At 34.2% G+C, this 21,303-nt stretch carries 20 protein-coding genes and 1 tRNA gene; 14 read left to right on the forward strand and 7 right to left on the reverse strand.

Annotated elements, in window-relative coordinates:
• The first annotated feature begins 40 nt into the window (after positions 1-40).
• Positions 41-4,426 carry a DNA polymerase III subunit alpha gene (gene dnaE / locus Q0893_RS05110; RefSeq protein ID WP_298900662.1) on the forward strand — a complete coding sequence of 1,462 codons (4,386 nt, stop codon included), beginning with the start codon at positions 41-43 and terminating at the stop codon, positions 4,424-4,426.
• Here the strand turns inward: dnaE and Q0893_RS05115 are convergent.
• The 3 genes from Q0893_RS05115 to Q0893_RS05125 are packed head-to-tail and all read right to left on the reverse strand — an operon-like array spanning position 4,423 to position 5,609.
• Complete coding sequence (locus tag Q0893_RS05115) at positions 4,423-4,866, reverse strand: SRPBCC domain-containing protein (protein ID WP_299272956.1); 444 nt, start codon at positions 4,864-4,866, stop codon at positions 4,423-4,425. The genes dnaE and Q0893_RS05115 overlap by 4 nt on opposite strands.
• Complete coding sequence (locus Q0893_RS05120) at positions 4,859-5,188, reverse strand: helix-turn-helix transcriptional regulator (protein ID WP_299272959.1); 330 nt, start codon at positions 5,186-5,188, stop codon at positions 4,859-4,861. The genes Q0893_RS05115 and Q0893_RS05120 overlap by 8 nt, the downstream gene beginning before the upstream one ends.
• Positions 5,178-5,609: an SRPBCC domain-containing protein gene (locus Q0893_RS05125; RefSeq protein WP_298900659.1), complete on the reverse strand. Its 432-nt coding sequence runs from the start codon at positions 5,607-5,609 to the stop codon at positions 5,178-5,180. Before Q0893_RS05125 ends, Q0893_RS05120 begins: the two co-directional genes overlap by 11 nt.
• Positions 5,610-5,898: 289 nt before the next feature.
• On the opposite strand from Q0893_RS05125, the gene trxA reads away from it, so the two are divergent.
• The 4 genes from trxA (at position 5,899) to Q0893_RS05145 (ending at position 7,953) form a co-directional block, all read left to right on the forward strand.
• Positions 5,899-6,231: a thioredoxin gene (trxA, locus tag Q0893_RS05130; RefSeq protein WP_298901513.1), complete on the forward strand. Its 333-nt coding sequence runs from the start codon at positions 5,899-5,901 to the stop codon at positions 6,229-6,231.
• Between the two features lie 92 nt (positions 6,232-6,323).
• Positions 6,324-6,869 (forward strand): ClpP family protease, encoded by a 546-nt coding sequence (locus tag Q0893_RS05135; RefSeq protein WP_298900658.1) that lies wholly within the window; start codon positions 6,324-6,326, stop codon positions 6,867-6,869.
• 3 nt (positions 6,870-6,872) lie between these two features.
• Positions 6,873-7,802 carry a DUF58 domain-containing protein gene (locus tag Q0893_RS05140; RefSeq protein WP_299272964.1) on the forward strand — a complete coding sequence of 310 codons (930 nt, stop codon included), beginning with the start codon at positions 6,873-6,875 and terminating at the stop codon, positions 7,800-7,802.
• A gap of 77 nt (positions 7,803-7,879) precedes the next feature.
• Positions 7,880-7,953: transfer RNA gene (locus Q0893_RS05145), tRNA-Asp, on the forward strand.
• A 181-nt stretch (positions 7,954-8,134) separates the two neighbouring features.
• On the opposite strand, the gene Q0893_RS05150 is transcribed toward Q0893_RS05145, so the two are convergent.
• A complete protein-coding gene (locus Q0893_RS05150; RefSeq protein ID WP_299272966.1) occupies positions 8,135-9,238 on the reverse strand; it encodes a hypothetical protein in 1,104 nt (367 codons plus the stop codon).
• Positions 9,239-9,684: 446 nt separating this feature from the next.
• Here Q0893_RS05150 and Q0893_RS05155 point away from each other — a divergent pair, with 446 nt between their 5' ends.
• The 3 genes from Q0893_RS05155 (at position 9,685) to Q0893_RS05165 (ending at position 12,678) form a co-directional block, all read left to right on the forward strand.
• Positions 9,685-9,858 (forward strand): hypothetical protein, encoded by a 174-nt coding sequence (locus Q0893_RS05155; protein WP_299272969.1) that lies wholly within the window; start codon positions 9,685-9,687, stop codon positions 9,856-9,858.
• 149 nt (positions 9,859-10,007) lie between these two features.
• Positions 10,008-12,005 carry a tetratricopeptide repeat-containing sensor histidine kinase gene (locus Q0893_RS05160; protein ID WP_299272972.1) on the forward strand — a complete coding sequence of 666 codons (1,998 nt, stop codon included), beginning with the start codon at positions 10,008-10,010 and terminating at the stop codon, positions 12,003-12,005.
• Positions 12,006-12,009: 4 nt separating this feature from the next.
• On the forward strand, positions 12,010-12,678 hold the full coding sequence (locus Q0893_RS05165) for a response regulator (RefSeq protein WP_299272975.1): 669 nt from the start codon (positions 12,010-12,012) through the stop codon (positions 12,676-12,678).
• 234 nt (positions 12,679-12,912) lie between these two features.
• On the opposite strand, the gene Q0893_RS05170 is transcribed toward Q0893_RS05165, so the two are convergent.
• Positions 12,913-13,410, reverse strand: coding sequence for a DUF456 domain-containing protein (locus Q0893_RS05170; protein ID WP_298900652.1), 498 nt, complete (start codon positions 13,408-13,410; stop codon positions 12,913-12,915).
• Between the two features lie 121 nt (positions 13,411-13,531).
• Here Q0893_RS05170 and Q0893_RS05175 point away from each other — a divergent pair, with 121 nt between their 5' ends.
• The 6 genes from Q0893_RS05175 to Q0893_RS05200 all read left to right on the forward strand — a co-directional run bounded on the left by Q0893_RS05175 (position 13,532) and on the right by Q0893_RS05200 (position 19,669).
• Entirely contained in the window at positions 13,532-14,260 is a 729-nt protein-coding gene (locus tag Q0893_RS05175) for an energy transducer TonB (RefSeq protein ID WP_298900651.1), read from the forward strand.
• Positions 14,261-14,394: 134 nt separating this feature from the next.
• Positions 14,395-15,327, forward strand: coding sequence for a DUF4350 domain-containing protein (locus Q0893_RS05180; protein ID WP_298900650.1), 933 nt, complete (start codon positions 14,395-14,397; stop codon positions 15,325-15,327).
• 16 nt (positions 15,328-15,343) lie between these two features.
• Positions 15,344-15,706: a BlaI/MecI/CopY family transcriptional regulator gene (locus tag Q0893_RS05185; protein ID WP_298900649.1), complete on the forward strand. Its 363-nt coding sequence runs from the start codon at positions 15,344-15,346 to the stop codon at positions 15,704-15,706.
• 1 nt (position 15,707) lies between these two features.
• Positions 15,708-18,005 (forward strand): M56 family metallopeptidase, encoded by a 2,298-nt coding sequence (locus tag Q0893_RS05190; protein ID WP_299272981.1) that lies wholly within the window; start codon positions 15,708-15,710, stop codon positions 18,003-18,005.
• Positions 18,005-19,144 carry a tetratricopeptide repeat protein gene (locus Q0893_RS05195; protein ID WP_298900646.1) on the forward strand — a complete coding sequence of 380 codons (1,140 nt, stop codon included), beginning with the start codon at positions 18,005-18,007 and terminating at the stop codon, positions 19,142-19,144. Before Q0893_RS05190 ends, Q0893_RS05195 begins: the two co-directional genes overlap by 1 nt.
• A gap of 48 nt (positions 19,145-19,192) precedes the next feature.
• A complete protein-coding gene (locus Q0893_RS05200) occupies positions 19,193-19,669 on the forward strand; it encodes a hypothetical protein (protein ID WP_299272985.1) in 477 nt (158 codons plus the stop codon).
• 12 nt (positions 19,670-19,681) lie between these two features.
• Here Q0893_RS05200 and Q0893_RS05205 read toward each other — a convergent pair whose 3' ends face one another.
• Together Q0893_RS05205 and Q0893_RS05210 are read right to left on the reverse strand one after the other, a co-directional pair.
• Complete coding sequence (locus tag Q0893_RS05205; protein WP_299272988.1) at positions 19,682-20,419, reverse strand: Bax inhibitor-1/YccA family protein; 738 nt, start codon at positions 20,417-20,419, stop codon at positions 19,682-19,684.
• Positions 20,419-21,291, reverse strand: coding sequence for a hypothetical protein (locus Q0893_RS05210; RefSeq protein ID WP_299272991.1), 873 nt, complete (start codon positions 21,289-21,291; stop codon positions 20,419-20,421). The genes Q0893_RS05205 and Q0893_RS05210 overlap by 1 nt, the downstream gene beginning before the upstream one ends.
• Positions 21,292-21,303: the final 12 nt, after the last annotated feature.

Consider the following 21,303-nt stretch of genomic DNA (forward strand, 5'->3'; position numbering starts at 1 on the left):
TGCACTTCGAAAGGTAACGCCTTAATAAGTTTTTAGCTACATGTATTTAATTTTTGACACCGAAACCACCGGATTACCTAAGCGATGGGATGCACCTATTACAGATGTTGACAACTGGCCTAGATGTATTCAGATTGCATGGCAGTTGCACGACGATATGGGACGTTGCATCGATCATCAAGATTATTTAGTGCAACCTGAAGGCTTTAATATCCCTTATGATGCCGAAAAAATCCATGGTATTTCTACGGAGTTAGCGCAGGAGCAAGGTGTGCCACTTCAAGAGGTCTTAGGTAAATTCAATGAAGCCTTGTCAAAGACAAAATTTGTTGTTGGTCAAAACGTCACCTTTGATCTTAATATTATGGGTGCCGAATTTGTAAGAGCAGAACTGGCAAACAGACTTCAAGAATTACCTGTTTTAGATACATGTACAGAACACACTGCAGGTTTATGTAAAATACCTGGAGGACGAGGTGGCCGATTTAAACTGCCTACCTTAACAGAATTACATCAGTTTTTATTTAATGCACCATTTGCAGAAGCTCATAACGCAACGGCAGATGTTGAGGCAACAACACGTTGCTTTTTTGAACTAGTTCGGTTAGGAGAATACACCCAAGAGCAGTTAGATGTACAGCCCGATTATTTTCAACACTTTGGTGAAGCCAACCCACAAACTATCCAGCTTATAGGATTAAAACATATTAATCTTAAAAAGGAAAGTGCTCGAATAAATGAACGGCTTCAAAAACTGCAAACCGATGATATTTCAGAAGCTGAAATTAGAGAGAATATTTCTGATTTAGCCGATATCGATTTTGTGCATTTGCATAATCATTCTCAATTTTCGGTATTACAATCAACCATTAGTGTTTCAGATTTAGTTTCGGTCGCAGCAGAACATAATATGCCTGCGGTAGCCTTAACAGATCATGCCAATATGATGGGGGCTTTTCATTTTGTAAAAGCTGTTAATAATCATAACAAATCTGTAAAAGCCAAAAACAATGAAGCTCGAGAAAAAGGTGAAGATGCGAACTTAAATGAAATTAAACCGATTATAGGTTGTGAGTTTTTTGTTTGTGAAAATCATGCCGATAAGACCAGAAAAGATAATGGTTATCAAATTGTATTGATTGCTAAAAATAAAAATGGATACCATAACCTGGCTAAGTTGTCATCGCATGCGTTTGTTGATGGATTTTATTATTTACCAAGAATTGATAAAGGACTTATAAAACAGTACAAAGAGGATTTAATTTGTCTTACCGGAAATCTCTATGGAGAGGTGCCAAGTAAGGTGTTGAATGTCGGAGAAAATCAGGCTGAAGAGGCTTTAATCTGGTGGAAACAAGAGTTTGGAGAAGATCTTTACGTAGAATTAATGCGTCATAATCAAGAAGATGAAAATAGAGTCAATCCTGTATTAATTAAACTTGCTCAAAAATATGAGGTTAAAATTGTAGCCACAAACAACACCTATTATAGTAAGCAAGAAGATGCTAACGCACATGATATCTTATTGTGTGTAAAAGATGGTGAAAAGCAATCTACGCCAATTGGTCGCGGCCGAGGTTACCGATACGGTTTACCTAATCAAGAATATTATTTTAAATCTTCTGAAGAGATGAAAGCGCTCTTTAAAGATATTCCACAGGCAGTTACAAATATTCAGGACGTTGTAGATAAGGTAGAAGCGTTTCAATTAGCTCGAGATGTTCTATTACCTGCATTTGATATTCCGAATGAGTTTCGAGATGATGCCGATTTAGCCGATGGCGGAAAACGTGGTGAGAATGCCTATCTCAGGCATTTAACCTATGAAGGTGCAAAAAAACGTTACGATGAATTAACCGATGAAATAAAGGAACGCCTAGATTTTGAGTTGAGTGTAATTGAAAACACAGGATATCCTGGTTACTTTTTAATTGTAGAAGATTTCATTAGGGAAGCAAGAAACATGGATGTGTCTGTTGGTCCTGGTCGTGGTTCGGCGGCGGGATCAGTGGTTGCCTATTGTTTGTGGATTACCAATATTGATCCGTTAAAATACGATTTACTTTTTGAGCGTTTCTTAAATCCTGATCGTATTAGTATGCCAGATATTGATATTGATTTTGATGATGAAGGCAGAAGTCGTGTCATGGATTATGTAATCGAAAAATATGGAGCCAATCAAGTGGCTCAGATTATTACTTATGGTACTATGGCTGCTAAGTCTTCTATTCGAGATACGGCTAGAGTGTTAGACCTGCCATTATTTGATGCCGATAGGATAGCGAAATTAATCCCAACCATGTCGAAACTGAATAAAATATTTGGTCTCGATGAAAAAGAACTAGGTAAGAAGTTTAGAGCCGAAGATTTAGAAAAGGTAAATCAACTCCTTAATATAGCCGATGGTGACGATTTAGAATCTGAAACTGTCAATCTTGCTCGAACCTTAGAGGGCTCGGTACGTAATACAGGAATTCATGCTTGTGGAGTTATTATTACGCCAGATGATATCACAAAGTTTGTTCCCGTGTCTACGGCAAAGGATTCCGATTTATATGTTACACAATTTGACAACTCCGTTGTTGAAGATGCAGGGCTACTTAAAATGGATTTCCTTGGACTCAAAACCCTAACGCTTATCAAAGACACGGTTAAAATTGTCAAAGCGAAGCATGACGTTCTATTGGATCCTGAAAGTTTTCCTTTAGATGATGAAAAGACATATCAATTATTTCAAAGGGGAGAAACTGTTGGAGTTTTCCAATATGAATCGCCAGGAATGCAAAAACATCTTCGCGATTTAAAGCCTACAGTTTTTGAAGATCTCATTGCCATGAATGCCTTGTATCGTCCAGGACCTATGGAGTATATTCCTAGTTTTGTTAGACGTAAGCATGGAGATGAAGAGATTGACTATGATCTTCCAGCGATGGAAGAGTACCTAAAAGAAACTTATGGTATAACGGTTTACCAAGAGCAAGTGATGTTGCTGTCTCAAAAGCTAGCCGATTTCACCAAAGGTGAAGCCGATGTTTTAAGAAAGGCCATGGGAAAAAAGCAAATTGCCGTTCTTGATAAAATGAAGCCTAAGTTTATTGATCAAGCAAGTGCTAAAGGTCATGATGCTAAGGTACTTGAAAAAGTATGGAAAGATTGGGAAGCCTTTGCCAGTTATGCTTTTAATAAATCGCATTCTACTTGTTATGCATGGATTGCCTATCAGACGGCTTATTTAAAAGCACATTACCCAGCCGAATATATGGCAGCAGTGCTCTCTAATAACATGAACGACATCAAGCAAGTCACTTTTTTTATGGAAGAGTGTAAACGCATGAGATTGGAAGTTTTAGGACCAGATGTGAATGAGTCCTATTATAAATTCTCTGTAAATCAACGTGGTGCTGTTCGTTTTGGAATGGGAGCCATTAAAGGTGTTGGTCATGGTGCAGTAAAAACAATTGTAAAAAACCGTAAAGAAGATGGGCCATACAAATCTATTTTTGATATGGCAAAACGTATTGACTTACGAGCAGCTAATAAGAAGGCCTTTGAGAATTTAGCTTTGGCTGGAGGTTTTGACGGATTTGGAGATACACATCGTGCGCAATATTTTCATGATGAAGGCGATGGGATTACATTTTTAGAAAAAGCCATTAAATATGGTGCTAAGCATCAGGAGAATGAGAATTCAGCTCAAGTTAGTTTGTTTGGTGCTGCGAGTGATGTTCAAATTGCAGAGCCCATTGTTCCGCCATCTGAAGAATGGGGAACCATGGAGAAGTTAGCACAAGAAAAAGAAGTGGTAGGTGTTTATATCTCTGGACATCCATTGGATGATTTTAAGGTAGAAATGAAAACGTTTTGCAATGCCACTTTAGCACTTTTTAATGAACTGGAGACTTATGTTAATAGAGAGTTGACTTTTGGAGGCGTTGTTACCGATGTGCAGCATCGTGTAAGTAAACAAGGTAAAGGTTGGGCTATTTTTATGGTTGAAGACTACACCGATAGTTTTGAATTTCGAATTTTCGGAGAGGAGTATTTAAAATACCGTCACTTTTTGGTGAAGAATAGTTTTGTGTATGTAAAAACTTTTGTTAGGGAAGGTTGGGTGAATCGCGATACTGGAAAAAAGAGTGACCCGCGACTTCAATTTAATAGTTTTCAATTGTTGCATGATGTCATGGATACTTACGCTAAAAAGTTGTCGATTCAGCTAAATATTAAAGACTTACAAGAACAACGTATTACGATACTACAGGATTTGTTTAGGCTTCATCAAGGTGAGAAAGCACTAAATTTTATTGTGTATGATAATGAAGAGAAAATCAAACTTAATATGCCGAGTCGCAAGCAAAAAGTGAAAATTTCTCAAGAGTTGTTAAATGAGCTAGAATCTAATGAGGTCATGTATAAGTTGAATTAGATTGTAGACTTTTCTAAATGATCTTTTAATCGCTCTGTAATAAACATATCCCAAGTGGTTGAACAAATATCATAACATTCAATTTGAGGTGTTAATCCTACCTGATGAAATTGGATAGTAGTTTTTGACTCTGTTTCTTTAATTAACCAATGTAAAACATGACCTATCCATTCTTTGTTGAAATCGGGTTCGCCATCAATACATTTCCAAATGATTTCATGATCTGGTCTGAATTCAAGGATTTTAAAGGTCCACCAGTGCCCATTTTCAAAATGAACAGTAAATTGACCTCCTTCGTTTTGAGAAGACGCGCTCGTTTTTGACCACCATAAATGAATATCTTCGGTTAGTGCTTTAAAGATAGTTTTGGCTGTTGCAGCTACTGTTATTTGTTTTTGGTAATTTAAATCTGTAGCATTAATAGGTGTGCTATTAACCATGCTTTGATGTATTTAAGTAGTTGTCTAAATTATCTAATGAATCATCCCAGAATTGATCATAGAACTGAATCCATTTATTAAGTTCTTTGAGAGGTTTTGCATTAGCATTACAAAAACGCTCTCGACCTTTAGTATCTAAATGTACAAGTCCGGCATCTTCTAAAGTTTTAATATGTTTAGTTACGCCTTGTCTGCTCATATCAAACTGATTTGATATTTGTGTAATTGATAATGCTGAGGTTGCAATCACCAAGGCATGAAAAATGTCACGCCTTGTTGGATCTGCAACGGCTTTAAATAATTTGGTGATTTTATCCTGCATTAACTTCGTCTTTAAGATAAGTTAATAAACCATCTATACAGTTGTCCCAACCACCATTGAAACTCTCAAACATGGCGACAGCGGTTTCGCCACCATAGTTGGAAATCCCAGAATGTTCTAGATGAAGTTTAGTGCCTTCTGTAGTAGATTCTAAGGTCCATGTTACTGTGGTTTCTACTTTCGTATCTGCCACAATCCAAGTGTAAGCTAACACATAAGGATGTGCTTCTTTAACGGTTCCGCTAATGGTAGTACATCCTTTGTCATTAGGTTCTGATGTAAAGGTGTACTGGTATCCTTCTTCGGCTTTAAAATCGGCTTTAATGAACCAAGTTGAAATTTCTTCGGCTTTTGAAATAGCATCCCACACTTTCTCTATAGGATGACTGAATAGTTTTTCTTTAGTGATACTGTCTTTCATAATATTCGTTTTATTTGATTAATATGCAACTTTGTGGTTGCTAATTTAGATTAAATTATTTTAATACGCAACTTTTGGGTTGCATATCGCTAATTTCTCTTCTGCGCAAAGGATGGAGCAATTGTTGGAGCTCCTCAAAGAGAGCGACTTGCGAGAGCCTGGTTTATGCGCCCAAGACTTTATTATATAACCAATCTATAACCATATAATCAAAACAAATACTGCCATTGTAAGGTTTGGCAAAATTTTTGACTAATTTTGTGTATTAAATTAAAACGAAGTTAAACACATAGAGAATATAATTATGGCATTAGAAATAACAGATGCAACGTTTGAAGAAACAGTATTAAATAGTGATAAACCAGTAATGGTTGATTTTTGGGCTGCTTGGTGCGGACCTTGTAGAATGGTTGGACCAATCATTGATGAAATTAGTACAGAATACGATGGTAAAGCTGTTGTAGGTAAAGTAGATGTAGACGCTAATCAAGAGTTTGCTGCGAAGTATGGTGTACGTAACATCCCAACTGTTTTGGTATTTAAAAACGGTGAGGTTGTAGGACGTCAGGTTGGAGTTGCTCCAAAAAATGCATACACAGAAGCTATCGATTCTTTATTATAAGATATAATCTAAAAGAAATGATAAAAGGTTTGCCAGTATGGTGAACCTTTTTTTATTTTTAGCTAATAAATAAGATATCAAATAAAACATATATGAGCAAGCAAGGAAAAACGCAAGACTTAATAGCTAATAAATTATTAGAAGAACGCAAGGTGTTTCTATGGGGAATGGTAGATGACAAATCGGCAAAACATGTGATTGATCGTTTGATGTATTTAGATTCGTTGGAAACTAAAGACATCCACTTATACATAAACAGTCCTGGAGGTTATGTGACTTCTGGTTTTGCGATGTACGATTGTATCAAGTCGTTAAATAGTGATGTTTCTACTATTTGTACAGGTTTAGCAGCTTCTATGGGCTCAATTTTATTATCTGTAGGAACCAAAGGCAAACGTTTTATCCAACCACATGCCAGAGTGATGATTCATCAACCTAGTGGTGGCGCTCGTGGTCAAGCCAGTGATATTGAAATTACGGCACAAGAAATTTTAAAGACGAAAGAGCTAAGCGCACAAATTTTGGCAGATAATTGCGGACAATCATTTGACAAGGTGATGAAAGATTTTAATCGTGACCATTGGATGGGAGCAGATGAATCTGTGGCTTATGGTATTGTTGATGGGATTTTAAAATAACAGATGAATTTACAGGCAGAACTTAATAAAGCTGGAGGCTTTAAAAACTTAGAACTACTCGCAAAACAAGTGGTAGAAGGGTTTATTGCTGGGATGCATAAGAGTCCGTTTCATGGCTTTTCTGCGGAGTTCGCCGAACATAAAATATATAATCAAGGCGAAAGCACGAGACACATAGATTGGAAACTCTATGCTAAAACAGATAAGCTCTATACGAAGCGTTACGACGATGAAACCAACTTACGTTGCCACCTCATTGTAGATAATAGCAGCTCAATGCATTATCCTGAAATGAAAGATTTTAGTATAGCACATCTCAATAAGATTGCATTTTCGGCCTTAGCATCTGCCTCCCTAATGCATATTTTAAAGAAGCAGCGCGATGCAGTTGGCTTAAGTATCTATAGTGATGCTTATGATTATTATGCTCCTGAAAAGGGAAGTGAACGTCATCATCAGATGTTGCTAAGTCAATTAAGTAAGATGGTGGTTTCAAAGCAGCTTAATAAGCAAACCGAAACCTATACCTATTTGCATCAAATTGCTGAGAATATTCACAGACGCTCGTTGATTTTTTTCTTTACTGATATGTTTCAAACCTCGACAGACGAGGTGAAACTATTTGAAGCCTTGAGACATTTAAAGTATAACAAGCACGAAGTGGTTTTGTTTCATGTGATAGATAGAGAGAAGGAGTTGAAGTTCGATTTTGATAATACACCGAAACGCTTTATAGATGTTGAAACCAATGAGTACATCAATTTATATCCAGATACAGTAAAAGAAGGATATGAAAGTGCTGTTGATGAGTACTTTAAAAGTATTCGTTTAAAATGTGGTCAATATCAAATTAAATATGTCGAAGCAGATATCAATAAACCCTTTGATAAGATATTAACGACCTATATGGTAGAGCGACAAAAATTTATTTAATTTTTTGATAAAAAATTGTCCTAAAATATTTGTGATATTAAAAATCGAATGTATATTTGCCCTCGCAATAAAGCAACGGTCTGGTAGTTCAGTTGGTTAGAATGTCGCCCTGTCACGGCGAAGGTCGCGGGTTCGAGTCCCGTCCAGACCGCTAAAATTGCAAGAGCCTTAAGAGATTAGGGCTTTTTTTTGCAATAAAGATTAGTTGTGTTGTTCTAGGAGAGATCCTAGAGTTGTGAGAACCTCAATGTTGTTGAGTTCTTACCGATGAGAAGCTTTCCTTTTCCGATATATCGGAATCGGGATGCTTTTTTGTTTTATGATAATACCATTCAATCTTCAGTAACCATTTGCGCTTTACGCTCAAAATCTGAATCGGTTAAGGTATTTATTTTAATATCTGTAAAGACATATTCAAAAATCTCATCACCTTGTGTAAAGGTGGCTTTTTTAAACATATTGATACCATCTAAGGTATCCCAATCTTCAAATAAAATGACCGCCTTGTCTTGCCCTTCTCCTGGGAAAATCTCAAAGCCAAGGGGTTGATAATTTTCAAAAGCATAATAGAAGTTTACGGGAGAATTAGTGAGATTTGTAAAGGTAATTTTAAAAGCATCCTGATCTTTAAATTTAGTAATCCCGTCAAAGGACGGATTAGAGAAACGATCCCCTGGAAATAAACTTAACCAATGCAACTCATGACCTTGTACAAAAGTTTTAGTGCTAGCACTAAGACTATCTGTTAGCGTTTTGGTATTTACATTATAGCTCCAAGAGTTAGATTCACCTTGTTTCAAAATATAATGGCTGTTACCAGACTGCTGTTCCATCTTACTCTTTTTATGAGACGATAAAATGAGTGTTTTAAAAGGTCTGAGATCTGGAGCTATGCAATTAGCCATAGCATATAATGACTGTAAACTATCCGTTACCTTTGTATAATCTTTTGAATTATCTATGATAACGTTGGCGCTAATGGTTTTTGTAGCTTCGGTATTGGTGGTGCTTATTATGTTCCACTCGTTATTAATTTTTTTTAAAGTGCTTTGCCAAGCCACCACCCAAAAAATGGGTTCTTTATTCAAAAACCCTCTTATCACTCCCGAATTAGTATATGTTGCTAAAGTGGCATCATCTGAAATTTCTATAATAGGTTCGTCACGCATGATCATATCTTTAAATTCCATATGATCTAAATAATTTTGAGTGCCGGGAATAGCATCTTCTTTATGTCTGATTTTTATTTGCCCAGATCGTACATCATACCATTGCTCTGCATTAGGTTGATAAAATAAATTGGCATCTCCTTTATAGTGGGCTTGCGTCACTTTATCAAGCTGTGCTTTTATTTGTTCTTTTTCGAAGTCTAAATCTACAGGTTGCTGGCATGAGCTGAGAAAAGCTACAAGTAAAACAATAAGAAAGCGTCTCATTTTGATTGGTATTATAGGATAACAGTAATCTCAAATGTAAAGAACTATAATTCAAATTTGTTTAAACTTATGTTAAGTGATATCATTTTATTTTAAGATTTTAAGCTGAAATGGAACAAGTTATTAACAGTTAATGAACAATAAAAAATTGCGATTAGTGTATTTCATCGATATTAAAATACATTTAGTCGGATATTTTTTTGTTTATCTCCTAAAAAGTGGTATGTTTGAAGTCCTTCATAAGCCCCTAAAATCACTTATCAAGGTATTTTATTAATCCATTTCATGTTTAGATGCGTTTGTGCGTTTAAATTTCCCTCAATTTTTGTAGGCATTTTTATGCTTAAAAGTTAATAATCCATTCTTCCCTCGATTGGCATTTTTTGATGCTGTTTTGTTATTAACATAAATTAAAATTGAATAGATAATCCCTAAAAACGAAAAACATGAAAACCCTGAAAATTACTTTTCTACTACTTGCAGTATTAGTATTGACCGTTTCTGGAGTAAGACCAGAAAATGCTAATCTTACTGATGAACAGCCTACTCAAAAAGAATATACTCCTAAAGATCAACTTGCATTGGAGAAGAAGAAGTTGAAACTTAAGTCTCAAGTTTAAGAATAGAGACAAAGTAAAATAAATTTAAGCCTTTACAATAATCTGTAAGGGCTTAAATTTTTGCATTACTTCATTGTTGTCAATATTTAGTCTATTTTTGATAACAAATGAAAAAAATATTGAAACATTCGCTACTAATAATTTCGTTTTTGATAGCTATATTTTTTAACACTTCTTTTGCTCAAACACAGAAGTCATTAGATTCTATTAATAAATATATTGCTCTTTCTAAAAACTCTAGCTTAGATTTAAAGCAGCGACTAAACTATTCTTTAAAATCTCTAGAATTTGCTAAAATTTTGAATGTGGATTCTGTACGGTTAAGAGTACAGCGTAACTTATCATTGATGTATTTTTTTAATGAAAAGTATGATGAATATATTCCAATTAATAAAGAGAATTTAGATTTAGGACTGAAATTAAAAGATACTTCAGCGATAACTGTGGCTGCAACCAATTTAGGTTCATATTATCGGTATACGCAGCAAAACGACAGTTCATACTTTTTTTATTCCAAGGCCTTAGAATATTATGGATCTAAAGAAATATCAGAAAATAAAGCTGAGGCACTGTTATATGTTGCCGATATTCAACAATTAGAAAGGGCCTATGTTGGCGCGGAAGAAGATGCTATAAAAGCGATAACAATCCTAAATAGGTTGGAAGTTAATGAGGACAGGTTGCAGCTGTATTGGAATTTATATAATCTATTAGCTATAATTTCTGAAAGATTAACTAATTATGAAGAATCTCTAGAAAATTATGACAAGTCTATTTCATATGCGAAACAAATGGATGATGGTTTTATATATGAAGTGTTTTCAATAAATAATAAAGCCAATGTATATAGGAAATCTGAAAAATATGATCAGGCCTTAGAACTGTATCAAGGTTTATTACCCTTGCGCCCTAAATATGAAGAAGAAGAGCCCACGTTTTATCCAACTATAGTCATAAACATTGGGAAAACAAAAGTTGAATCTGGCAAGTATGATTTTTATGATGTTGAAAACAGCTTTAAAGAAGGCTATCGAATATCAGAAAATTTAGAAGATGACTTTACCTTAATGGCCGCAGCTATTGAACTTTCAAAATTGTATTTGAAACATGGTTTCAAAGACTTGACTATAAAATTTGGAAATGAGGCTTTAGAAATTGCAAACAAGGTGTCTTCAAATGAATATAAAATGGAAGCTTTATTAATTTTATCCGAAGTGTATGAAGGAGAGAAAGGAAAATCTGTATTAAGAGAGCATATACGTTTAAATGACAGTTTACTTAACGAAGAACGGAAAGTAAGAGATAAGTTTGCCCGTATAAAGTACGACACCGATACTGTAGAAAAAGAAAATGCACGCATGTCCGAACAACTCATGTGGCTGCTCGCTATTTCTGGAGGCTTACTAGTGACCTTCTTTTTATTGTATATCATCATAACGCAACGGGCTAGAAACAAAGAGTTAAGGTTTGAACAAGACCAGCAGAAGGCCAACGAAGAAATTTATAACCTCATGTTATCACAACAAGATAAAGTTGATGAGGCTAGAGCTGGAGAAAAGAAACGAATTTCCGAAGAGCTGCACGATGGCATTTTAGGGCGATTGTTTGGCACCAGACTCAGTTTAGATAGTTTAAATTTTTCAGAAGGACAGGAGGCCATAAAAAATAGAGCAACCTATATTAAAGAGCTGATGACTATTGAAAATGACATTAGAAAAGTCTCCCACGATTTAAATACCGATTTCGTATCGGGATCTGGATTTATGGATATTGTCTCCGAACTCATCGAAAAACAAACCGTGGCTTATCAATTAGATTCCTCGTTTGATTATACAGATGATATCAACTGGGAAAGTGTACCTAATAAGACTAAAATCAACATTTACAGGATCATACAAGAATCACTTCAAAATATTTATAAACATGCCAACGCAAATAGCGTAAAAATTAGTATTCAATTAAAAAATAATGTAATTTGCTTATCCATTATAGATGATGGAGATGGTTTTGATGTCAATAAAAGTAAAAAGGGTATTGGCCTTAAAAACATAAATTCTAGAGTAAATGAGGTCGAAGGGAAAGCCGAGTTTAACTCTATTTTAAAAGAAGGGACCGAGGTTAGTATTACTATTCCTTACAAAAATTAAAACAATGCAACATATTCACATATTAATGGTGGATGATCACCCAATCATTATTGAAGGGTATCAAAACACATTGATGGCTACTAAAAAAGATGATCAAACCTTGGTTATCGATACTGCAAATACATGTGATGCTGCAAACCTACTTATGCAGAAAGCAGCTAATGAACGACCATACGATGTGTGTTTTTTCGACATTAGTTTACCAGCTTCTTCAGACGGAAAAATAACTTCAGGTGAAGATTTGGCAAAAATTTCACGCAATATTATGCCAAATGCTAAAGTCATAATTCTAACGATGTTCAACGAATCGTATAGAATACATAGTATTGTAAAAGAAATCAACCCAGACGGTTTTTTAATAAAAAGTGATCTTACATCTAGTGAATTGGCCGAGGCATTTCACCATATTTTAACAGATCCTCCATATTACAGTAGTACAGTAAGTAATTTTCTTAATAAATCTGTAGTCAACGAAATTTATGTGGATGAGATTAACCGTAAAATTCTACATTTATTATCTCAAGGAATAAAAACTCGGAGCTTAACAGAATATATTGATCTGTCTATGAGCGCAATAGAAAAACGTAAAAAACAGCTTAAAATATTATTCTCAATTAACGACGGAAAAGACGAATCTTTGATAATTGAAGCCAGAAAAAAAGGTTTTCTCTAAAAAATACTGTTAAAATTACGCTTTTTTACGTTTCGAGACCCTCTTGAAAGCACTGCTATACTTGAAAACTACGGTTTTTCCACACCAAGTTTACGGTTTTTCCGTAACAAAAAGTGAATTACATTAAATATATTTGAAGTGTCAACAAAATTAATTAATCCCTCTAAGTAATTTGTTGAATTAATAGCAAAGAACTAAAACCTAACGCTTCTCAACAGGCGTTAGGTTTTTCTTTTATAATAATAGGTCTTTATATTCGAAAAACTTCACAATAAAGAAACCTAGAAATACCATAGCCACCACAAACTTGATAAAAGTGGAAGCAATAAATCCTAAAAAGGAACCAAATGCTGCTTTTAACGCTTTGTCAAATTCAGCTTTATTTAAAAGTTCGCCAATTAAAGCTCCAAAAAAAGGACCTAGGATAATACCTCCAGGAATAGGAGAGAGTAGTCCAACAATTAAACCTACAGATGTGCCAATCATTCCGGCTTTGGTACCACCAAAACGTTTAGTGCCCATGGCAGGTATAATATAATCAAGGACCCATATGCCCAGAGCAAAAATAAATGTGATGATTAAAAAAGTCCAATTCATTGGTACTACATCTGCCAAATGAAAAATGAGTAAACCAAGCCAACTGGTTAAAGGCCCTGGTAATACAGGGAGAAAACTGCCTATGATTCCTAAAATCATAAAAAAAGCAGCCAAAATAACTAAAAATATATCCATTAAATAGGTTTAAAATTCTACTAGTAAGACGTACAAAATTGTGAAATGTTACATTTTGTAACTAAAAGTTTAGTTTAAACTAAACTTTTAGTTATATTAGCAATCCAAAACGATTAAAATTATGGAACCAAAAAAAAATTCGAAAGCAGAAATAGGTAGAAACAGTTCTCTTTATTTTTCCGTAGGTCTATTGTTAGTAATGAGTTTGACATATATGACACTTAATTTTAAAACTTACGATAAGGAGGTCATAGATATTGGACGATTGGATTTAGAGGCTTTGGATGATGAAGAGATTCCAATCACAAATCAAGATGTTATTCCACCACCTCCGCCGCCACCGCCACCTGTAGTGCCTGAGGAGATTGAAATCGTGGAAGATGAAAAGGAAATAGAAGAGACCGTTATAGAATCTACTGAAACAGATCAGGAAGAAGAAATCGTTGAGGTGGAAGAAGTTGAGGTAGAGGAGGTAGAGGAGGATATTGAGGTACCTTTTCACATTATTGAAAACGTACCAGTGTTTCCTGGTTGTGAAAAGAAAAAAACCAATGAAAAGAAAAGACAATGTATGTCTGATAAAATCAATAGGTTCATTAAGAAAAAATTTAACTTGGATTTGGCAAATGAACTTGGACTACAAGCTGGAAAGTATAGAATTTCCATGATGTTTATCGTCGATGAAAAAGGAAATATTACGAACATTCAGGCCAGAGGACCAGATACCAGGCTTGATAAAGAGGCGAAGCGCGTTCTGAGATTGTTACCAAAAATGGAACCAGGTAAGCAGCGTGGTAGGGCTGTACGAGTACCTTATGCTTTTCCACTAACATTTCAAGTCGATAACTGATATTCAATACATGTATGAGGCACATCGTTTTACCCGAAATTTAATGCCTCTAAGCTCATTTGATAATTTTTTAAACTAAAACCATAGTTTAAACTAATCTTTTAGTTATATTTGATTCGTTAAACATGTGGTTTATGCTTTCGCTTAACTTAAAAAGACTAATTCTAGTTTGTACTTTGTGCACCTCGTTTGTATGCGTGTCTCAACAGAGTGCAGATACTACTATGGTACCTAAACTAGAACGTCCTTATTATAAAATAAATGAAGGCCCCACCGTTCATATCGATGAAATGCACAATAATTTTCATACGAAAAATGGGCGTTTTAAACCATTTAGTGATTTATTGAAACGCGATGGCTATCAAGTAAAAGCATTAATAAATTATGACGACCTTAAAACACAAGATATTCTAGTAATTTCTAATGCCATAGAACCTAGAAACATTGGTAATTGGCAACAACCTATTTATGATGCCTTTAAAACAAAAGAGATAGAACAGATCAAACAATGGGTATCTAATGGTGGGCGTTTATTACTTATAGCAGATCATATGCCTTTTTCTGGAGCATCTAATACATTGGCGAATGCTTTTGGATTTGATTTTTGTGATGGATTTGCCCGATTGTCGAAACCTCGAAATCAGCCTGATGTTTTTTCTAAAAACAACCAAAGATTAATTGCATCTAAACTAACCGATGGAACTTATGGAAAATCGTTGGATAGTATAACAACATTTACAGGTTCTTCTTTTCAAATACCTTCAAAAGCTATTGGTATTTTAAAATTTAAAAAGGGCGACACTTGCTTACAACCTGAAATTGCTTGGCAATTTAATGACGATACAAAAACTAAAGACCTAGAAGATAATTACCAAGGAGCCATAATGGATTTTGGGAAGGGTAAATTGGCTGTATTTGGTGAAGCAGCACAGTTTACCGCTCAAACAATTACAAATGCCTCTGGAACATTCAAAGTAGGATTTAATTCTAAAAATGCACCAAATAATATAGATTTTATACGAAACCTGATGCTTTGGTTAGGTTCCAACAATACTATAAAACAATAAAAATAAAAGGGATAAAATGAAACAACTCACAAAGGCCGAAGAAGAGATTATGCAGATCTTATGGCAACTAGAAAAAGCCAATGTCAAAGACGTTATTAATGAGCTTCCCACACCCAAACCAGCATATAATACAGTTTCTACTATTATTAGAATTTTAGAAAACAAAGGGTTTGTAGATTATGAGAAACAAGGTAAAGGACACTTGTACTTTCCTATAGTTAAAAAACAAGATTATAGTAATCAATCTATTAATACCCTTGTAGATAATTATTTTCAGGGTTCTTTTAAAAGTATGGTGTCTTTTTTTGTTAAGAAAAATGACGTTGATTTAAAAGATATGGAAGCCATATTAAAGGATATTAATAAAACAAAGCAATAAGATGTTACATTATATTTTACAGGTCGTATCCTTTCAATTGTTGTTTTTAATCATTTATGATATTTTTCTTAGGAAAGAAACATTTTTTAATTTGAATAGGGCATATTTATTAGGTACAGCTTTACTCTCTGTAGTGATCCCATTTATAAAAATAGACCAAATAAAAACCGTCGTTTCTGATGATTTTGTAATTCATTTACCTGAAATTATAATAGGAGATGTTACGAAAACAGTAAGTACTCTAGATCCTCAAATAGCCATGCAAGCAGGCATTAATTTAGAACAAGAGTCCCTGTCAATATGGACGATCATTTTATTTGTAGGAATGGGTTTAGCTACCTTAATATTACTCATTAAGTTGTCTAAGTTATTATGGTTAGCTCATAAGTATCCAAAACGATGGAACGGAAATTTGCTCATAGTCAATTTACTTAATAGTACTAGAGCATTTTCTTTTTTTCATTACATATTTCTAGGTGAAAAATTAAATCCTCAAGAAAGAACTAGCATTCTAGAACATGAAATTGTACATGTAAAACAAAGACATACGCTAGATTTGATGTTTTTTGAAATATTTCGCATCATATTTTGGTTCAATCCACTGGTTTATATGTATCAAAATAGAATTGCCACGCTGCATGAATATATTGCAGATGCCAATGCTGTTAAACAGCATAATAAATCAGATTATTATGATAGCTTGTTATCTCAGGTTTTTGAGACCCAGCAGTTTTCATTTGTCAACCCATTTTTTAAGCACTCATTAATAAAAAAACGAATCCTGATGTTAAGTAAATCAAAATCTAAACGTATCAATATTATTAAGTACGCACTGTTAATTCCATTGGTGTTTACAATGTTAATTTATACATCATCTTATGCCCAAGAACAACAAGATTTAGTGCAAGATGCCAATACTACTGAATTAAATCAAGAATTATCAGATGAAGATTTATTTAATAAATATTATGACGAAATAGTGAAATTGTATGAAGTTACAGGAGTAAAAGGTGAGGATTTCGGTAGGTATATTCTTAATAGAGAAAATTATATTGCAGCTAGAGATCAGTTTATGAAAAATAAGGCTTTTGTAACCTATCTTAAAGACCTCGGTAATAGTCAAAGTAACGGAAAAATAACTAGAACTCCATTTCAAAACACAGCATCCCCAATAACTTATAAGCAATATTTAGAGTATAAAAAAACGAACGAAGCCAAATTAGAATGGGAAGGTATTATTAAAGATGGTATTCTAAGACTTGTTGTTGATAAGGTTGGTAGTATGACAGATGAAGAACAGCAGAAATATGAAGAAAAACTCAAATTGATCCAACAGGATGATTTTTTTAAAGGCTTACTCATCGTTTCGGTAGATGGTAAAACAAAAATGCAGGTCAATGAAGGTGCAGTAGCAGACATGTCGATTGAAGTTAAGGAAGATCTTTCAGCAGAAGAAAAAGATTCAAATATCGAAGTACCTTTTGCCATTATTGACCAAGCACCAACGTTTTCATTCTGTGATTCTTTTGAGAGTCAAGAAGAACGAAAAAAATGCATGAGTGAAAATGTAGCCAAACATGTTAATAAAAAGTTCAATACAGATTTAGCCAAAGAGCTCGGTTTAGTTGGAAGGCAGCGCATTAATGTCATCTTTAAAATAAATAAAGAAGGTTTTGTAACAGGTGTTAGGGCAAGAGCGCCACATCCTAAATTAGAAGAAGAAGCTATACGAGTGATAAATGAATTGCCTCAATTTATAGCAGGAAAACATAAAGGGAAAGCTGTTATCGTGCCATATAGTTTACCAATTATTTTTCAAGTAAACGCAGATCCAAAAGAAGAAACAACTACAGACAATCAAGAGGTACCGTTAAAAGAAGCGCTAGAAGAAGCTGTTAATGAGCAAGAATTAAAAGAGGTCCCTTTTGGAGTTGTTGATGAGGTGCCAATGTACGATTCTTGTGTTGGCCTTTCAGACAATGAAGCGAGAAAAAAATGTGTTAGTAGAGAAGTATCTTCTTATGTAAGTAGAAATTTCAATATGGATTTGGCAACAAATTTAGGACTTAAAGGTAGACAACAGATTATAGCGATGTTTAGAATAGATGAATTGGGTTATGTAACCAATGTAGTGGCTCGAGCGAGCCATCCAGATTTAGAAAAAGAGACGATAAGAGTACTCAAGAGTTTGCCGCGATTTACTCCAGGTAAACATAAAGGGAAACCAGTGATCGTACCTTATAGTTTACCAATTATTTTTCAAATAGCTCCAAAAACTAATAAAGACAAGAAAAATTAATGCGTATACTATTTATTCTATTTTTTATAGTCATTAATGTAAATAAAACCGAGGCTCAGTCTTCGGTTTTAAATCTTGCCGATAGCTTATATGTAAATGGTAATTATACCAAAGCTATTGCTGCCTATAAAACCTATAACAACCCTAATGAAGTTTATGACAAAATAGCCAAATCCTATGTCGCTATTGGTAACTATGACCTAGCACTAGAACATTATAAATTAAGTGTTGATGCTTATCCTAAAAAAGCGCTAACTCTTTATGAGTATGCAAAGTTGTTATCAAAAACGAAAAAATTTGAATTGTCAATTGAAATGTTTAATCGATTAATGAATATCGATTATCGCAATCCTAATTATCATTATGAAATGGGCCTCGCTTTAGAGAAAATGAAAGATTCTACAGCAATTAATAGGTTTAGATCTGCCTATGATTTAGATCAAACACACCAAAAGTCGATTTATAAAATAGCGAGACATTATCTTAAAAAACGCCGACATACACTTGCCGAAAAATATATTGATAAAGGTCTAGAGACTTACTCCAACAATGTAGAACTCATTAGTTTAAAGGCTCAAAGTTTTTATTTGCAAGAATACTATACCAAGGCGCGCGATAACTTTCAGAAACTAATAGATTTAGGAGAGTCTTCAGAATTTATACATGAAAAATTGAGCTTATGTCATGCTCAAAATTCAGATTACGAATTGGCCATTGAACAACGTAACAAGGCACTAAAATACAATCCGTATAATTCTACTGCTATATTTGTTATTGGCACCTATTATGAGCGTTTACGAGATTTTGAGAAGGCCGAAAAGTATATCAAACAGGCCTTGTCTTTAATGGATGTTCCGCTCGACCAAGAATACCAAAAATTGGGTACGGTTTACAATTGGCAAAACAAACGTAAAGAAGCACTTGAGGCATTTCAAAAATCACTTAAAGAAAACCCTCAGAATGTTAGGACAGAATTCTTTATAATCACTACCAAAGATGCTTATTATGAAGACATCGATGCTAAAATCAAATTGTATAAAGACTTTAAAGAGAAGTATAGTGATAGCTTTTACGCAAAGTATGCTTCACAACGTATCTCACAGCTTAAAGAGGAGAAATTTTTAAAGGAAAAGGAGTAAATTATATTATATCCAAAAAAATTGTACTTTTCCGTTTCAGTTTATACCATGAAACGTTTATTTTATTTTTTGGCTATTATTACCTTAATATCTTGTGATTATTTCGACAAGAAGAAGGTATATACTGAAGATATTCTTGAGGAAGAATGGCAAACATTCAACTGGAAAGATGTTGACGAGTATCCATCGTTTGATTCTTGCCAAGCGTTGTCTGGAAAAGCGAATAAAAAAGCCTGTTTTGAAAATACATTACGACGTATTCTTAACCAGAATTTGGCTAAAGCACATATTATTGTTTCAGAAGAAATTACAGATACAGTTCAACTTCAAATCACTATTGATAACAAGGGTAAACTTATGATTAACGATATTGTAAGTGCTCCCACTACAAAGAATGAGATTCCGCAATTAGATAGTCTACTAAGACACAGCTTGAGTACACTGCCTAAAATTTATCCAGCCATAAAACGAAGTCAACAAGTAAAAACACAATTTGTTTTACCTGTAATCATTAAACTTGAATAGAATTTCTTGAAGTTAAAAACGTATCGCTAGCTTTTGCATGAGACGTAAAGTCTCTACATAAAGCCAAATGAGCGTTGCCAGAAGTCCCCATGTGGCCAGCCATTCTTTCCATTTAGGAGCACGATTTTTATAGCGCTCTATGTAATCAAAATCGAGCAATAATGAAAACGATGCCACAATAGCCCCAATGCAGTTAAATACTATGGCAAACCAAGATGTTCCCCAAAGATAAGTTTCAATTTTAAAAAAGCTCAAAATCCATGATATTAAATAGACAACCATTATACTCACTGCCGACGTAATAATAACACTACGCAGTTTTTTTGTGACCACAATAATTCGAGTCTGATAAAGTAAGAGCATAACAAAAAAAGTGATGATTGTAACGCCAATAGCTTGATATGGTAATTCTGGAAAGTTTTTGTGAGCAAATGCTGAAAAACCGCCCAAAAAGAACCCTTTAGCAATTGTATATAAAGGCACTAAAGATGGTGCCCAATGGCGTCTAACTGAAATCATTATACTTATAACTATGGCACCTAACATTCCACCCAAGGTAAACCACTTTACAGACATTCCTTGTTCATTGAGTTTCCAGATATAAGCGGTGATACCTGCAATTACAAGAATACAAAACAGTGATTTAAAGAAAATACCCAAAACCGTCATTTTTTTTGTAGACTTCTTTTGGTCATCCCAAAAAAATCCTGAAAATACGGGGTTGTTCGTTTTGTAATTTGATAATCGCATTAGAGATTGAACTTATAACCGATTGAAAAGTCTTGAGAAAAATTACCTTGATTATCTAAAAGTATGGCAAATAACTCGTTGTATGCGAGGGTAATAAAACTGTTTTCAGTAATTCTAATATCTGCTCCTACACCAAAAATAAATGGCACGTCAAAGGCGGTTTCATTAAACTCTTCGGTAGTTATTGTGCCATTATTGTCTGTAACAACAACAGCTTTTGAGAAGTTTAAAGTCGCAAATTTCACATTTCCATAGAGGCTAAACTTTGCCTTATTAATAAATCTAAAACGATAACCTAACGCTAATTCTGTGGTAGAATATTGTAATTCATCTTGCTCTAAAACATGTTTTAATTGTAAAAAAACCGCATGCCTAGAAATTTGATTTACATCTAATACTTCTAATTCACCTCCAAAAAAAGGTGTGGTCAAATTATCTGGATTAGTCACAAAAGGGCTGTTGGTTATACCTCCAAAGAGACCTAACCGAAAAAGCAATTTGTTCCGTACTACTGTAGATTGATAGGAAGAATCTACAGAACCGTTATACTCGTCTATGAATTCTTTAAGACTAAAAAGCGTTAAATTTAAACGCTTCGTATCCATGGAAGCGTCGGTTAATTCATTAAGAAGCGCTTTGTATTCTTGCTGAAATTTGCCGTCTTTTTTCGTGTTTTTTAGCTCAATAATTTTATTGCCTTCGGTTCTAACAAAATAACGGTATTTACCATCTATAATATTCCAGAGTAAATCAAGTTTACCATCAACTTCGTTTTTTAATACTAATTGTTCATCATTAACGATAAAGGTTTCTTGCGCTTCGGCAAAAGAGAAGCTAAACAAGAGACATACTAAACAAACAAATTTTTTCATTTCGATTATGGG

It is taken from the genome of uncultured Psychroserpens sp., assembly GCF_947494225.1.
In the GTDB taxonomy this organism is placed as follows: Bacteria; Bacteroidota; Bacteroidia; order Flavobacteriales; family Flavobacteriaceae; genus Psychroserpens.